At 39.1% G+C, this 15,037-nt stretch carries 14 protein-coding genes and 2 pseudogenes; 7 read left to right on the forward strand and 9 right to left on the reverse strand.

Going from position 1 to position 15,037, the window contains the following annotated elements; translation table 11 throughout:
• The first annotated feature begins 14 nt into the window (after positions 1–14).
• A complete protein-coding gene (locus HT696_RS10295; RefSeq protein ID WP_000204727.1) occupies positions 15–1,001 on the forward strand; it encodes an L-lactate dehydrogenase in 987 nt (328 codons plus the stop codon).
• A 249-nt stretch (positions 1,002–1,250) separates the two neighbouring features.
• Here the strand turns inward: HT696_RS10295 and HT696_RS10300 are convergent, their stop codons facing one another.
• From HT696_RS10300 to HT696_RS10325, 6 genes are all read right to left on the reverse strand, one after another.
• Entirely contained in the window at positions 1,251–2,027 is a 777-nt protein-coding gene (locus HT696_RS10300) for an ion channel (RefSeq protein ID WP_173283616.1), read from the reverse strand.
• 85 nt (positions 2,028–2,112) lie between these two features.
• Entirely contained in the window at positions 2,113–2,922 is an 810-nt protein-coding gene (locus HT696_RS10305; protein WP_054384038.1) for an MBL fold metallo-hydrolase, read from the reverse strand.
• Position 2,923: 1 nt separating this feature from the next.
• Positions 2,924–4,273, reverse strand: a complete 1,350-nt coding sequence (gene vicK, locus HT696_RS10310) for a cell wall metabolism sensor histidine kinase VicK (RefSeq protein WP_173218476.1) — start codon at positions 4,271–4,273, stop codon at positions 2,924–2,926.
• Complete coding sequence (yycF, locus tag HT696_RS10315; protein ID WP_050223087.1) at positions 4,266–4,970, reverse strand: response regulator YycF; 705 nt, start codon at positions 4,968–4,970, stop codon at positions 4,266–4,268. The genes vicK and yycF overlap by 8 nt, the downstream gene beginning before the upstream one ends.
• A 55-nt stretch (positions 4,971–5,025) precedes the next feature.
• Positions 5,026–6,201, reverse strand: a complete 1,176-nt coding sequence (gene mutY, locus HT696_RS10320) for an A/G-specific adenine glycosylase (protein ID WP_173283617.1) — start codon at positions 6,199–6,201, stop codon at positions 5,026–5,028.
• 163 nt (positions 6,202–6,364) lie between these two features.
• A complete protein-coding gene (locus tag HT696_RS10325) occupies positions 6,365–8,035 on the reverse strand; it encodes a formate--tetrahydrofolate ligase (RefSeq protein ID WP_173283618.1) in 1,671 nt (556 codons plus the stop codon).
• A 225-nt stretch (positions 8,036–8,260) separates the two neighbouring features.
• Here HT696_RS10325 and coaB point away from each other — a divergent pair, with 225 nt between their 5' ends.
• From coaB to HT696_RS10350, 5 genes are all read left to right on the forward strand, one after another.
• Complete coding sequence (gene coaB, locus HT696_RS10330) at positions 8,261–8,950, forward strand: phosphopantothenate--cysteine ligase (protein ID WP_173283193.1); 690 nt, start codon at positions 8,261–8,263, stop codon at positions 8,948–8,950.
• A gap of 11 nt (positions 8,951–8,961) precedes the next feature.
• Positions 8,962–9,513, forward strand: a complete 552-nt coding sequence (coaC, locus tag HT696_RS10335) for a phosphopantothenoylcysteine decarboxylase (protein WP_173283195.1) — start codon at positions 8,962–8,964, stop codon at positions 9,511–9,513.
• The gene (locus tag HT696_RS10340; protein WP_000747412.1) at positions 9,497–10,060 is read left to right on the forward strand and encodes an ECF transporter S component; all 564 of its coding nucleotides are present in this window, start codon (positions 9,497–9,499) and stop codon (positions 10,058–10,060) included. Before coaC ends, HT696_RS10340 begins: the two co-directional genes overlap by 17 nt.
• A 176-nt stretch (positions 10,061–10,236) precedes the next feature.
• Entirely contained in the window at positions 10,237–10,764 is a 528-nt protein-coding gene (locus tag HT696_RS10345; protein WP_173283197.1) for an ECF transporter S component, read from the forward strand.
• Positions 10,765–10,775: 11 nt separating this feature from the next.
• Positions 10,776–11,291, forward strand: a complete 516-nt coding sequence (locus HT696_RS10350; RefSeq protein ID WP_050104668.1) for a transcription repressor NadR — start codon at positions 10,776–10,778, stop codon at positions 11,289–11,291.
• On the opposite strand, the pseudogene HT696_RS10355 reads toward HT696_RS10350, so the two are convergent.
• The 3 genes and pseudogenes from HT696_RS10355 to HT696_RS10830 form a co-directional block, all read right to left on the reverse strand.
• Positions 11,288–11,485 (reverse strand): annotated as a pseudogene (locus HT696_RS10355) (NUDIX hydrolase); the annotation flags it as partial. The gene HT696_RS10350 and the pseudogene HT696_RS10355 sit on opposite strands and share 4 nt — an antisense overlap.
• A 355-nt stretch (positions 11,486–11,840) precedes the next feature.
• Positions 11,841–12,278, reverse strand: coding sequence for a hypothetical protein (locus HT696_RS10360; RefSeq protein ID WP_173283199.1), 438 nt, complete (start codon positions 12,276–12,278; stop codon positions 11,841–11,843).
• A gap of 306 nt (positions 12,279–12,584) precedes the next feature.
• A pseudogene (locus HT696_RS10830) lies at positions 12,585–14,501 on the reverse strand (YSIRK-type signal peptide-containing protein); the annotation flags it as partial.
• 314 nt (positions 14,502–14,815) lie between these two features.
• Here HT696_RS10830 and HT696_RS10375 point away from each other — a divergent pair.
• A partial coding sequence (locus tag HT696_RS10375; RefSeq protein ID WP_173283370.1) for a helix-turn-helix domain-containing protein occupies positions 14,816–15,037 on the forward strand: 222 nt, incomplete at its 3' end.

Here is a 15,037-nt window from a genome sequence, read left to right on the forward strand (position 1 = left end):
AGATGTTTAGAACAATGACTTCAACTAAACAACACAAAAAAGTTATCCTTGTCGGAGATGGTGCTGTAGGTTCATCTTACGCTTTTGCACTGGTTAACCAAGGAATTGCACAAGAGCTTGGAATTATCGAAATTCCACAATTGCATGAAAAAGCTGTTGGTGACGCGCTTGACCTTAGTCACGCCCTTGCCTTCACTTCACCTAAAAAAATCTATGCAGCTCAATACTCTGACTGTGCAGACGCTGACCTTGTTGTGATCACTGCAGGTGCGCCTCAAAAACCAGGTGAAACTCGTCTTGACCTTGTAGGTAAAAACCTTGCTATCAACAAATCAATCGTAACTCAAGTTGTTGAATCTGGTTTCAAAGGTATCTTCCTTGTTGCTGCTAACCCAGTTGACGTTTTGACTTACTCAACTTGGAAATTCTCTGGTTTCCCTAAAGAACGCGTTATCGGTTCAGGTACTTCACTTGACTCAGCTCGTTTCCGTCAAGCACTTGCTGAAAAATTGGATGTAGATGCTCGTTCAGTTCACGCCTACATCATGGGTGAACACGGTGACTCTGAGTTCGCTGTTTGGTCACACGCAAACATCGCTGGTGTAAACCTTGAAGAATTCCTTAAAGACACTCAAAATGTTCAAGAAGCTGAATTGATTGAATTGTTCGAAGGTGTTCGTGATGCAGCCTACACAATCATCAACAAAAAAGGTGCAACATACTACGGTATCGCAGTAGCCCTTGCTCGTATCACTAAAGCAATCCTTGACGATGAAAATGCAGTACTTCCACTTTCAGTATTCCAAGAAGGTCAATACGGAGTTGAGAACGTCTTTATCGGTCAACCAGCTGTTGTTGGTGCACATGGTATTGTTCGTCCAGTAAATATCCCATTGAACGACGCAGAAACTCAAAAAATGCAAGCATCTGCTAAAGAATTGCAAGCTATCATTGACGAAGCATGGAAAAACCCAGAATTCCAAGAAGCTTCTAAAAACTAATTTAGATAGAAACAACTCCTTGAGTACTCAGGGAGTTGTTTTTTCTGTATTATAGTAGGTTAAAGTTGAAATAGCACCCCATTACTCTAAAACGTTGTTATAAAATGCTTTAAATTCCTAATTGATTTGTTCAGATTTTATTTCATTTCTCTATAAAACGCATAGTATCAAGTTTTTATACCTGATAATATGCGTTTTATTGTGTCAAGACTCACTTGATTTCTCCTCGAATCAAGTTTTGTCTCACCTTTATGATATTTTTTCAACTAAGTCTTTTATCATTCGATGTAGTTCTTCTATCTTTTCAGATTGTTTCTCTATTAATATTCTCTGACTAGATAATTCATCTTGGAGTTTATCAAATTGTATCTGTTCATCTGGATTCTCCTTTACAAAAAAGTTCGTTAAGGTACTTGTTAACATTCCTATTGTACTAATACCGACAAGCATCAGTAAAACTGCTAGCCATTTCCCAAAAAGGGAAATTGGAACAATATCACCATAACCAACAGTAGTTACTGTCACAAGAGCCCACCAAAGACTATCTGAGAATGATTTTTCTTCAACTACAGATAAAATTGAACTTCCTACTAGCACGATAAAGATATTAACATATAAGATATAAATCAAGCCATTTGTCCGTAAGAATCTACTAATTTTTCTTTCTAATTTACCTGTAAGTCCAATTATTCTAAGTAAACGAGTCAGTTTCAGTAATTTTGTCAGCCTTGCTAAGCGAAAGATACGCCCTAATCGAAATACTGTAAAAATAGCATTTAAAGGCAGGATAGCTAGCAGATCAAAGATATTTTCAATTATGAATCGCGATTTCCCTTTACTTAAAAAGAACCGCCAGCCATAATCTACAACAAACACAAACCAAAGTAGCAAGTCAATAATACTATAAGGTGGATTGTCCAAATCAATCATCTCAGCAAATCCAAGTAATACCAGAATAACAGAGATTAAAGCAAGTAAAATAATTGTTGTATCATAATAATCTGCAAAAAACCATTTTCTTTTCACACTACTTCTCCTATGTTATTTTTGAACGTTATACCACAACAAATATCTACTAATTTATAAAAAGAACACCTTCTCAGCGTTCTTTCTATATGTCTGTCAAGGGTGTGGCAGTATCTGGTGAGGTATCATAAACCTTAAAGTCTACTCCGACTCCCAGATCAGCTTGAGCCAGCTGATTGACCATAGTCATGTGAGCCAGCTCCTTGATATTGTTCTCTTTAGACAAATGTCCTAGGTAGATTTTCTTAGTGCGATTTCCTAGCGTCCGAATCATGGCTTCAGCACCATCTTCGTTAGAAAGGTGACCCAGATCCGATAGGATTCGTTGTTTGAGTCGCCAAGCGTAAGAACCTGCTCGCAAAATCTCTACATCATGGTTGGACTCGATAAGATAGCCGTCCGCATTTTCGACAATCCCTGCCATGCGGTCACTGACATAACCTGTATCTGTCAAAAGGACAAAACTTTTATCATCTTTCATAAAGCGATAGAACTGCGGTGCGACTGCATCATGGCTTACACCAAAACTCTCGATGTCAATATCTCCAAAGGTTTTGGTTTTTCCCATCTCAAAGATATGCTTTTGCGACGAGTCTACTTTCCCAAGATACTTGCTGTTTTCCATAGCTTGCCAGGTCTTTTCATTGGCATACAAATCCATACCATACTTGCGAGCTAACACACCCACTCCATGGATATGATCTGAATGCTCATGGGTAATCAAGATGGCATCCAGGTCTTCTGGTTTGCGGTTAATTTCAGCAAGTAGGCTAGTAATTTTCTTACCAGACAAGCCAGCATCCACTAAAAGCTTCTTTTTTGGTGTTTCCAGATAAAAGGAATTTCCACTGGAACCCGACGCTAAAATACTATATTTAAAGCCTATTTCACTCATTCTAGTCTTCTACTTCGTCCTCCCATACTTCTTCTTTCACTGCATCCTTATCATAAGGGAGCACAATGGTAAAGGTTGAACCCTTACCGTATTCACTCTTGGCCCAAATAAAGCCATTATGTTGTTTGATAATTTCTTTGGCAATAGACAGTCCCAGACCTGTTCCACCTTGGGCACGACTTCTAGCACGATCCACACGATAGAAACGGTCAAAGATACGTGGTAAATCCTGCTTAGGAATCCCCAAACCGTGGTCAGAAATGGATAAAATCATCTGGTCTTCAGTTGTCTTCATTCTGACAGTGATTTTACCCCCATCTGGCGAATACTTAATAGCATTATTTAAAATATTATCAATCACCTGTGTCATCTTGTCTGTATCAATTTCCATCCAGATAGAATTGATAGGATAATCTCTCACCAGCTCATATTTCTTTTCTTTTTCCTGTCCTTTCATCTTGTCAAAACGATTGAGGATAAAGGTAATAAAGGCAGTGAAGTTTATCAATTCTACATCTAGGTGACTGGTCGCATTATCAATCCGTGAGAGATGGAGGAGATCCGTCACCATGCGCATCATACGGTTGGTTTCGTCCAGAGACACCTTGATGAAGTCTGGTGCTACAGTTTCACACAAAGCTCCCTCATCCAAGGCTTCAAGATAAGATTTCACGCTGGTTAAAGGAGTCCGTAACTCATGACTAACGTTGGAAACGAAGAGTCTCCGTTCGCGCTCTTCCTTCTCCTGCTCCGTCGTATCATGCAAAACAGCCACCAAACCTGAAATAAAGCCAGACTCTCGACGAATCAAGGCAAAGCGAACTCGAAGGCTCAGATATTCCCCATTGATGTCTTGGGAATCTAGCAACAATTCTGGACTTTGGGTAATCAAATCACGCAATTCATAGTCTTCTTCTATCTTGAGCAATTCCAAAATGCTTCTATTCAGAACATCTTCTTTAACCAGCCCCAGTTGCTTCTTGGCTGTATCGTTAATCATGATAATCTGCCCCCGACGATTGGTCGCAAGAACCCCATCTGTCATATAAAACAGGATACTATTTAGTCTCTTACTCTCTTGTTCTAGATTTTCCTGAGTGAGACGAATAACCTCCGACAAGTCATTCAAATTATTGGTAATATTGGTGATTTCAGACCCACCTTGCATATCAAGAACCTTGGAATAATCTCCTGCAATCAAATCTTTAACCTTTTGATTGATTTGCTTCAATCGCATATTATCACGTCTATTCTCTAGTAATAGAAGGGTCACAACAAGGATGAAACCTAACAAAATCAGGATAAAGATAAAATCTCTGGTAAAAATCGTTTGTTTCAGTAAATCAAGCATTATTTCTCATGTAATACCCTACACCACGGCGCGTCAAGATATACTCTGGTCGGCTGGGTGTATCTTCAATCTTCTCACGCAGACGTCGTACAGTCACATCAACCGTACGGACATCACCAAAATAGTCATAACCCCAGACAGTCTCAAGCAAGTGTTCGCGCGTAATGACTTGACCTGTATGCGATGCCAAATGATACAAAAGCTCAAACTCACGATGGGTTAAGTCTAGTTCTTCGCCATATTTTTTAGCCACGTAGGCGTCTGGAACAATTTCTAAATCCCCAATTTGGATAGGTTGAGGTTTACTTTCTGCTTCCTGCCCATCTACTGGCATAGGTTGAGAACGACGCAGCAAAGCTTTAACACGCGCCTGCAACTCACGATTGGAGAAGGGTTTTGTCACATAGTCATCTGCTCCAAGCTCTAAACCGATAACCTTATCAAATTCACTGTCTTTAGCCGACAGCATGATAATAGGTACACTACTTGTCTTGCGAATGGTCTTAGCAACTTCCAAACCATCAATTTCCGGAAGCATCAAATCCAGAATAATAATATCTGGTTGCTCTGCTTCAAATTGCTCTAGCGCTTCACGACCGTTAAAAGCAGTTACAACTTCGTAACCTTCCTTGGTCATATTAAACTTGATAATATCCGAGATTGGTTTCTCATCATCTACAATTAGTATTTTTTTCATATGTTCACCTTTTTCTCTACTATTATACCAAAAAAATAACAAGAAGACACGATAGCTAGTCTTTGTTAGTGTCTAAGTTGGCTTTTGCATAAGCCTGCCAGATTTTTTGTTGGGGTTTGGCAAGTGGGTAATTCTTGAATTCTTCTGGTGAAAGCCAGCGAACTTCCCTATCTGAAAAATCATGGAAGTCACTCACCTGACCTGCTACAATCTGCACATGCCATTTTCGATGACTAAAAACATGCTGGACTGTATCAAAACAAACATCAAGCCAATCAACATCTAGGTCATAGTCCTGCTGGAAACTCTCTTCTGGACTGGGGCCAAAGTTCACACTTTCTTCCGCAACCTGATGAAAGAGGTCAAACTGCTCTTCTTGCGAAAAGTTATCAACTTCTATCAAGGGAAAATGCCAAAATCCTGCTAATAACTTTTCACTTTCATTTTTTTCAAGTAAAAATTGTCCTTGAGAATTTTTCACAACTAAGGCTTTAAAATAAATAGGAACTGGCTTTTTCTTGGGAGCCTTGATTGGATAACGGTCCATGCTTCCATTCTGATATGCCGCGCTAAAGTCCTTCACTGGACTCTCTTCTGGTCTGGGATTTACAGGAGCCTCAATATCAGACCCTAAATCCATCAAAGCTTGATTAAAGTCGCCTGGACGATCTTGATCAATCAAGATTTCCATCATTGCCTGAAAAATTTTGCGATTACTTGGAATCCCAATATCGTGGTTGACTTCGAACAGACGTGCCAAGACCCGCATGACATTACCATCGACCGCTGGCTCAGGCAAATTAAAAGCGATACTGGAAATGGCTCCTGCTGTGTAAGGGCCAATCCCTTTCAAACTGGAAATTCCTTCATAGGTGTTTGGAAATTGGCCACCAAAGTCAGTCATAATCTGCTGAGCCGCAGCCTGCATATTACGAACTCGAGAATAATATCCCAGTCCCTCCCAAGCCTTCAGTAAACGCTCCTCAGGTGCATTCGCCAAACTTTCCACTGTTGGAAACCAGTCCAAGAATCGTTCATAGTAAGGGATAACCGTATCCACCCTGGTCTGCTGGAGCATAATTTCAGACACCCAGATATGATAAGGATTTTTACTTCTACGCCACGGTAAATCTCTTTTGTTTTCATCATACCAAGTGAGGAGTTTCTGACGAAAAGAAACAATCTTCTCCTCCGGCCACATGACGATACCGTATTCTTTCAAATCTAACATATCTCTAGTATAACACAGAAGACTCTAACTGTCCTTTTCCTAGTATTAAAAAGCCTCTTCCCAAGGGAAAGAGGACTAAATCTTATTGATGAACTGCTTGCAGTCTGAGAAAAAATGAGCTTGGATAGTATTTCCAAACTCATTTAAAGTCAATTGCAATATACTAGAACAAGCCTAATACTGTTCCATCGCTTTCAACATCCATGTTGAGAGCAGCTGGTCGTTTTGGAAGTCCTGGCATAGTCATGACATCACCAGTTAAGGCAACGATAAAGCCTGCACCTAATTTTGGTACCAATTCACGAATGGTAATTTCAAAGTTTTCAGGTGCTCCAAGTGCATTTGGATTATCTGAAAAACTATATTGAGTTTTAGCCATACAGATTGGCAATTTGTCCCAACCATTTTGAACGATTTGAGCGATTTGTGTTTGAGCTTTCTTCTCAAAGTTTACTTTGCTACCACGGTAGATTTCAGTAACAATCTTTTCAATCTTTTCTTGAACAGAAAGGTCATTGTCATACAAACGTTTATAGTTAGCTGGGTTTTCAGCGATAGTCTTAACAACTGTTTCAGCAAGCGCTACTCCACCTTCTGCACCATCAGCCCAGACACTTGCCAACTCAACTGGTACATCGATTGAGGCACAAAGCTCTTTCAAGGCTGCGATTTCTGCTTCAGTATCAGAGACAAATTCATTGATTGCTACGACTGCAGGTACTCCAAATTTACGGATATTTTCAACGTGGCGTTTCAAGTTAGCAAAACCTGCACGAACCGCCTCCACATTTTCTTCTGTCAAAGCGTCTTTAGCTACACCACCATTCATCTTAAGGGCACGAAGGGTTGCGACGATAACAACTGCATCTGGAGATGTTGGCAAGTTTGGTGTCTTAATATCAAGGAATTTCTCGGCACCAAGGTCTGCACCAAAACCAGCTTCAGTAACTGTGTAATCAGCCAAGTGAAGGGCTGTTGTCGTTGCCAAGACAGAGTTACATCCGTGAGCGATATTGGCAAATGGACCACCATGTACAAAGGCAGGTGTACCGTAAATTGTCTGAACCAAGTTTGGCTTAATCGCATCCTTCAAAATCAAAGCCAAGGCACCTTCAACCTGCAAATCACCTACAGAAACAGGTGTACGATCATAGCGATAACCAATAACAATATTAGCCAAACGGCGTTTCAAGTCCTCGATGTCTGTTGCCAAGCAAAGAATGGCCATGATTTCGGAAGCGACGGTAATGTCAAAGCCATCCTCACGAGGAATACCGTTTAGAGGACCACCAAGTCCAACGGTCACATGGCGAAGAGCACGGTCGTTCAAATCCACAACACGTTTCCAAAGGATACGACGTTGGTCAATTCCTAGCTCATTTCCTTGGTGCAAGTGGTTGTCAATCAAGGCAGAAAGAGCGTTGTTAGCAGTTGTAATGGCATGCATGTCTCCAGTGAAGTGGAGATTAATATCTTCCATTGGAAGAACTTGGGCATATCCACCACCAGCTGCACCACCTTTAATCCCCATTACAGGACCAAGAGATGGTTCTCGGATAGCAATCATGGTTTTCTTGCCAATCTTGTTCAAGGCATCCGCAAGACCAATGGTAATAGTTGATTTACCTTCACCTGCTGGTGTTGGGTTGATGGCAGTAACCAAAATTAATTTACCGACTGGATTGCTCTCAACTGCACGAATTTTATCAAAGCTAAGCTTAGCCTTGTACTTTCCGTACAACTCCAAATCGTCGTAAGAAATACCAAGTTTCTCTACAACATCAACGATTGGCTTCAACTCAATACTCTGTGCGATTTCAATATCTGTTTTCATTCAAAACTCCTCTAACCTCTTATATGATAATTCATTATAACACAAAACAAGATTTTTAACATCCTAAAACTCTCTAAACGTTCGTAAATATCCCTGTTTTTAAGGTTTTTAAAGTCCTTTCTTAAATTTTATATGGCTTTATAGTTTGAAACTATATTCTTTCCTTTTACCAAAATTTTATCACTTTCATTTTACTTACCGTTTATTTTTGTGTACAATAGTGCTATGAAAATTTTAGTTACATCGGGCGGTACCAGTGAAGCTATCGATAGCGTCCGCTCTATCACTAACCATTCCACAGGTCGCTTGGGGAAAATCATCACTGAAACCTTGCTTGCTGCTGGGCATGAAGTTTGTTTAATTACGACAAAACGATCTTTGAAGCCAGAAGCTCATCCCAACCTAAGTATTCGAGAAATTAGCAATACCAAGGACCTTCTACTGGAAATGCAAGAACGTGTCAAGGATTATCAGGTCTTGATTCACTCAATGGCTGTATCCGATTACACTCCTGTTTATATGACAGGGTTTGAGGAAGTTCAATCTAGTTCCAATCTAGAAGAATTTTTAAGCAAGCAAAATCATCAAGCTAAGATTTCTTCAACTGACGAGGTTCAGGTTTTGTTCCTAAAAAAGACACCAAAAATCATCTCTCTAGTCAAGGAATGGAATCCTGCTATTCATCTGATTGGTTTCAAACTGCTGGTTGATGTTAGCGAAGATCATCTGGTTGACATTGCTAGAAAAAGTCTTATCAAAAACCAAGCAGACTTGATTATTGCAAATGATCTGACTCAAATTTCAGCAGATCAACACCGCGCGATCTTTGTTGAAAAAGAGCATCTTCAAACGGTTAAGACTAAAGAAGAAATTGCAAAACTCCTCCTTGAAAAAATTCAAGCCTATCATTCTTAGAAAGGAAAGCTATGGCAAACATTCTCTTGGCTGTAACGGGCTCAATCGCCTCTTACAAGTCTGCAGATTTAGTCAGTTCTCTAAAAAAACAAGGTCATCAAGTCACTGTTTTAATGACTCAGGCTGCTACAGAGTTTATCCAACCTTTGACACTACAGGTACTCTCACAGAATTCCGTCCACTTGGATGTCATGAAGGAACCCTATCCTGATCAAGTCAATCATATCGAACTTGGAAAAAAAGCAGATTTATTTATCGTGGCCCCTGCAACTGCTAACACTATCGCAAAACTATCCCTTGGCTTTGCGGACAACATGGTGACCAGTACAGCTTTAGCCTTGCCAAGTCATATTCCCAAACTAATAGCTCCTGCTATGAATACAAAAATGTATGACCATCCAGCAACTCAGGCTAATCTGAAAACATTAGAAACCTACGGCTATCAGCTGATTGCTCCTAAGGAATCCCTACTAGCTTGTGGAGACCACGGAAGAGGAGCCTTAGCCGACCTCACAATTATTTTAGAAAGAATAAAGGAAACTCTCGATGAAAAAACGCTCTAATATTGCACCTATTGCTATCTTTTTTGCAACCATGCTTGTGATTCATTTTCTAAGCTCACTTATCTTTAACCTTTTTCCATTCCCAATCAAACCGACCATTGTTCATATTCCTGTCATTATTGCCAGCATTATTTACGGTCCACGAGTTGGGGTTACACTTGGATTTTTAATGGGACTACTTAGCTTGACAGTTAATACGATTACAATTCTACCAACAAGCTACCTCTTCTCACCTTTTGTACCAAACGGAAACATCTACTCAGCTATCATAGCTATCGTCCCACGTATTTTGATTGGTCTAACTCCTTATCTAGTCTATAAACTAATGAAAAATAAAACTGGTCTGATTCTAGCTGGTGCCCTTGGTTCACTTACCAACACAGTCTTTGTACTTGGTGGAATTTTCTACCTTTTTGGAAATGTCTTTGATGGTAATATCCAAAAACTCCTAGCAACTGTTATCTCAACAAATTCAATTGCCGAATTAGTCATTTCCGCAGTTCTAACCCTAGCTATTGTTCCAAGACTACAAACCTTGAAGAAATAAAACAATCTCCGCTTTCACGCTTGAAGGTGGAGATTTTGCTCTATTTCGTTACTATTATTAGTGAAATCTTTACCAATATTTAATTTAAAATGGCCTATAAACCTAAGTAAATCCTTGCTTTATTGTCTATTTTATTGTACTATACTAGTGTGTATACAGTTGAAAAGGAGATTCTTATGAACACACGGAAAAAGACACAATTTATGACAATGACTGCCCTTTTAACGGCTATTGCGATTTTGATTCCAATTGTTATGCCTTTCAAAATCGTCATTCCACCTGCTTCTTACACTTTGGGAAGCCACATCGCTATTTTTATTGCCATGTTCTTGTCGCCCTTGATGGCAGTTTTTGTCATCCTAGCCTCTAGTTTTGGATTTTTGATGGCTGGCTATCCTATGGTTATCGTATTTCGAGCTTTTTCCCATATCTTTTTTGGGACTTTGGGAGCTCTTTACCTACAAAAATTCCCCGATACCCTAGATAAACCAAAAGCTTCCTGGATTTTTAACTTTGTTTTAGCGCTTGTCCATTCCCTTGCTGAAGTATTAGCCTGTGTCGTTTTTTACGCAACTTCTGGTACCAATGTAGAAAATATGTTCTATGTTCTCTTTGTGCTAGTTGGATTTGGTACAATTATCCATAGTATGGTAGACTATACATTAGCACTAGCTGTCTATAAAGTGCTTCGAAAACGCCGTTAAAAGGAAGAACTATGACAAAAGATCGCAAACAAGCCCTGCTCCAACTCTTGAAAGAAGCTCCTAAAGCCCTCAACGGCCAAAGTTTGGCGGAACATTTTCATGTCACACGTCAGGTCATTGTGCAGGACATTGCAATTTTGAGAGCCGATGGCGCTCCTATCCTATCCACTAATCGTGGCTACATCTATAAGCAAATTGATACCAATCCTTATGTTCACAAACTTTTCAAAGTCAAACATGAAGTTGAAGAAATCGGTCAAGAACTCCTTGCTATCGTTGATAATGGTGGACGTGTTCAAAATACCTTGATTGACCATCCCGTTTATGGAGAAATCGAAACCTTGCTTAAACTGTCTTGTCGCAGAGATGTGCAACATTTTCTAGAACAAGTCGAACATTCTGACTTTAGACCTCTGTCTGAATTGACAGATGGCATCCATTACCACCTAGTCGAAGCCGAAACACAACAAGACCTCCACTATATCGAGGAGGCCTTGGATCAGCTAGGTTATTTAGTAAAAGATTAGAAAATTTTCTTTTCCCAATCGTCTTCTGTACGGCGAGGGTAGAAAAATTCAGATTTGTCCGGAGCTTCCATCATCTCCATCAAGGGTAGCATATCATAGGCCAGATTCAAGTTTGGAATCTGGTCTTTTTGCACCCAAGAAACTTCTCCCTCTTCGGATAATTGGAGACTTCCAGTAAACTCGGTCGCCTTATAGTCAATTGAACTATAAAAAACAGCTCTATAATAATATTTTCATCGCTCTAAATATCAAAAAAAGATGGGCAAAACTCAATTTTAGGAGAAAATGAAGTAAATCTTTCTACAATATAATAAATTGAAGTTGGAATAGTACGCCACGATTGCTAAAAAATTTCTAGAAATTAATTTGATTTTCCCAATCAATTTGTTCACATCTTATTTCAATCCACTATAAAACGCATAATATCACGGCTGTTCAATACCTGATACTATGCGTTTTTCTGATTTTAAAGACTTTCTGCCCAGCCTTTTCTAAATCTTAGCTTTTATAGAAATATCTTTCTAATCCAGCATTTCACTCTTTTTGCTCTTACTTAAGCTTAGTAATGATTACTTTCAGTTGTTCTACTAACTTAGCTTCTGTCTCTGCTGAGCCACTTTCTTCTTTCACGAAATCAAGAGTTTCTTGGAGAAGTTTTTGGGCTTTAGCTAGGACTTTTTTGTCTGCTTTTGCTACATCTTGTTGTTCTAGAACCTTAGTCAATTCAATACTTAATTGCTTGAGTTCTGAATCTTTCTTACGACGAATCAACCAGAAAATAATTACTCCTAACAGAGCAAGAAGACCTGCTACAAACACTCCTGTTGGTACTGAGTTTGTTTCAGACATCTTATCTGAATCCTTACTATCTTCTGCTACTTTCTTAACATCGCTCTTGTCTTGTGCAGTTTTGCTATCAACATCATTTACTTCTACATCTTTAAGAGATGCTAAGGCTTTCTTAACAGCTTCTACTGCATCACGCAAACCTTGCTCTGTTAAATCACTATCTGCAATAGCTTTCTGAGCATTTGCAAGAACTTTTTTAGCTTCTTCTACTTTTGAGTTAGATACTGCTGTCAAGACCTTCAAACGTTCCTCTAATTCATGAGATAAAGTACGAAGTTCTGACTTATCTAGTTGCTGTTTAGCTGAAACAGGCGATTCTTCCTTAGCCATATCTTCCATACTTCTGTCTGTTCTAGATTGAACAGCAGAAGAATCATTCTGAACAGGATGACTAGGTTGAACAGTTGATGATGTCGATGATACATAATTTCCATTTAATGCATTCTTAGCTGTATTAATTGCTGATAATGCATTATCTACTTCCGTTTGTGTCGCATTTGGTTTATCCTTGATTTGTTTTCCGCTTGCGATGGCTTGGTCATAGACTTTTTGTTTTTCTGATGTCGCGTTATAGTAAGCTGAACTTGCTTTCGTTGTCGCCTCATCTGATAGTGCTGTCGTTAACGCTGTCTTATTCGTGTCTTGACCACCTAAGTTTTGTTTAGCGTTCGTAATCGCACTTGCCGCATTATCTACTTCCGTTTGTGTCGCATTTGGTTTATCCTTGATTTGTTTTCCGCTTGCGATGGCTTGGTCATAGACTTTTTGTTTTTCTGATGTCGCGTTATAGTAAGCTGAACTTGCTTTCGTTGTCGCCTCATCTGATAGTGCTGTCGTTAACGCTGTCTTATTAGCAAGTTTCTCTGTCGCTCTTCTTTCATCACTAAACCACGAACCACGTTCACCTGGGTCAGTATCATTCTCTCTTCCATTTACCTCTATTACAGTTATCGCTTTAAAAGCTGTAGTGCCCAACTCACTAACTCTATAATTACTTGCATTAATGGTTGCAGTTCCTTTTCCCCCAGCAGAAGCAACAACATCAGCCGAAGCTAAAACAGAATATCCTGAAGGATAAGCATTACCATTATTATCCCATCCATTTGTACTTCCTCCTCTGACTAGGTAAACTTTAAATTTTGACCCAGTTGGTGCTGGAGAAAATGTAGGAACTTCTACTTCAATGGTTGGTTTTTCTTTAGCTTTCCCCTCTAAAGCAGTATTTTGTGTTAGAATAGTAGGTTTTCTTAAAGCAGTATAATATCCAAAATTAAAACTTTTCGTTCCTTTAGCAGTAGTGGCTGTCACCGTCATATTCCAAGAACCATTAGATGGTGTATTCCCCTCAAAATATAACTCTGCTTCTTTACCGTTGATGTTCTTTTTTACTTGTAATGGGAATCCCTGATTACCTGTAACTTCAATATTTGTAAAATTGTCACTGGCAGAAATAGCTTTAATTTTCATAACGTTTCCAACTATCCCTTGGTTGGCAGGTGTTACAAATACATTCGATCTATCAAATGTTCGTCTAGTTCCATTCCATCGTCCAATTTGAACATCAGCTAATTCTGGTTTAGGTGCAGTTCGTAGTCCACTACCTTCAGGTAAAGAAGTCCCATTCAAGCTATGATTATGCCCTGCAATATTTGTGCCATTTGGGTCAGTATTTTCAGCTTTTTTTCCTACTGTTTCTTTACCATTTGTTGTATCTGGTTTAGGAGTGAGTTCTCCTTTTGGTTTAGGTACACGTTTTAAACCAGCGTTTTTATATCCAACCAAGGCATTATAAGCAATAGCAATTTCTTTTTGAGTTTTTGCATTAACAAGTACTTCTTTTGCTTTCGCAACTTTTTCTTGTAATACTTTAACAGTATCTTCTGTATAGTCCTTTAAGTTTAATTGATCAATTTCTTTTAGAAGAGATTCCAATTTATCTTTATTAGCAACCGCTTCCTCTTCTTTGCCATTTGTTTCGGCTTTATTGATTTCCTCTATCTGATTAGTGGTAAGAACTGCTTTATCAGACACTTTAATCTCTTTTTCACCTTGAGTATTAGAACCAGCTCCATCTTCCTTGTTAGATATTTTCTCTGCAGGCTCAGGAGCTACGATTTCCTTATTCCCCTCATCTTCTAGAGATTTCTCTATAGGAACTCCCTCTGTCAAGTCCGTAACACCAGCATTTACCTTTTCAGTATTAGCCGTAACAGGTGATACAGCTAAAGCGTCTGCCTTAACCGCACCATTAGCAAAAAACATCAATGCTGCTACGGCAACACTTGCAGCACCAAAATGGTACTTACGAATAGAGTAACGGAATACCTTTTCTCCGTTCACTTCTCGATTTGATTTTCTCATCTAATCGCCTCTCTCTTATTTTTATTTTTGAGGTACTAAAAAATACCCCCCCCTTAAATATTTTAGGAATTTAAAGAAAGGATACCTTTTTTAATTTTTGGTACCACACTTGTTAAAAAAACATAGTACACTTTCCATTTTACATCTTTCTTAGAAAAATTAACAGTATGACCCATATATTTTTTCTAATTTAGCATTTAATTGTAACTTCTCAAAGTAACTTCCACTTGCCTGACCAAAGTGGAAATTAGTCTAAAACGGATTTTTATGGTGGAATTAAGTGTGAGACGTTTGAATTAGAAATGAGGTCTACTATGACAAAACATAAACACCTTACCCTTTCAGACCGTAATGATATCCAATTAGGTTTAGAGCGCGGTGAAACATTCAAAGCTATTGGACAATCCATTCTAAAAGACCCAACTACTGTTTCCAAAGAGGTCAAACGAAACAGACAAGTCCGAGAGTCTACAGGCCATAACCTTCCTTGTCCTTTACTAGACAAAGCTACCTTTGTCTGTAATGGATGTCCTAAA

It is taken from the genome of Streptococcus sp. 9903 (genome assembly GCF_013276625.1).
GTDB lineage: Bacteria > Bacillota > Bacilli > Lactobacillales > Streptococcaceae > Streptococcus.